The 669-nt window shown below is 66.8% G+C and carries 1 protein-coding gene; it reads left to right on the top strand.

What is annotated here, in order from left to right; all coding sequences use genetic code 11:
- The coding region (locus GUI70_RS22540) for an acetylxylan esterase (RefSeq protein WP_161884508.1) at positions 1 to 669 on the top strand (669 nt) is incomplete at both ends.

Here is a 669-nt window from a genome sequence, read left to right on the forward strand (position 1 = left end):
TACGGCGGAGGCCGGGGACTGCCGACCGACTGGTTGCTGTGGCCGTCGGCGGGCTACGCCTGTGTGGTCATGGATACCCGCGGTCAGGGCAGCGCGTGGAGTACCGGCGACACCCCCGATCCGCAGGCGGGCGGAGAGCCGCACCTGCCGGGCTTTATGACGCAGGGCATCGCGATGCGGGAGACGTACTACTACCGCCGACTCTACACCGATGCCGTGCGCGCCGTGGAAGCGGCGCGCAGTCATCCGCTGATCGACCCTGAGCGCGTCGCCGTGAGTGGCGGCAGCCAGGGGGGTGGGCTGGCCCTGGCTGCCGCTGGCCTGACACCGGACGTGGCGATTTGCCTGCCGGACGTCCCGTTTCTGTGCCACTTCAGCCGCGCCTTGACCCTCACCGATAGCGCTCCCTTCAGTGAAGTGGCCGCCTACCTGCGGGTGCACCGCAACCGGGTGCCGGAAGTCATGCAGACCCTGAGCTACTTCGATGGCATGCACTTCGCGAAGAGGGCCAGGGCGCAGGCTTTGTTTTCGGTTGCCCTGATGGACACCGTGTGTCCCCCCAGCACCGTTTACGCGGCTTATAACCGGTATGGCGGCGAGAAGTCCATATGCGTTTACCCGTTCAACGGACACGAGGGCGGCGGCACTCAGCAGGCTGTGGAGAAGCTG

Source organism: Deinococcus alpinitundrae (assembly GCF_009982895.1).
Classification (GTDB): Bacteria; Deinococcota; Deinococci; order Deinococcales; family Deinococcaceae; genus Deinococcus; species Deinococcus alpinitundrae.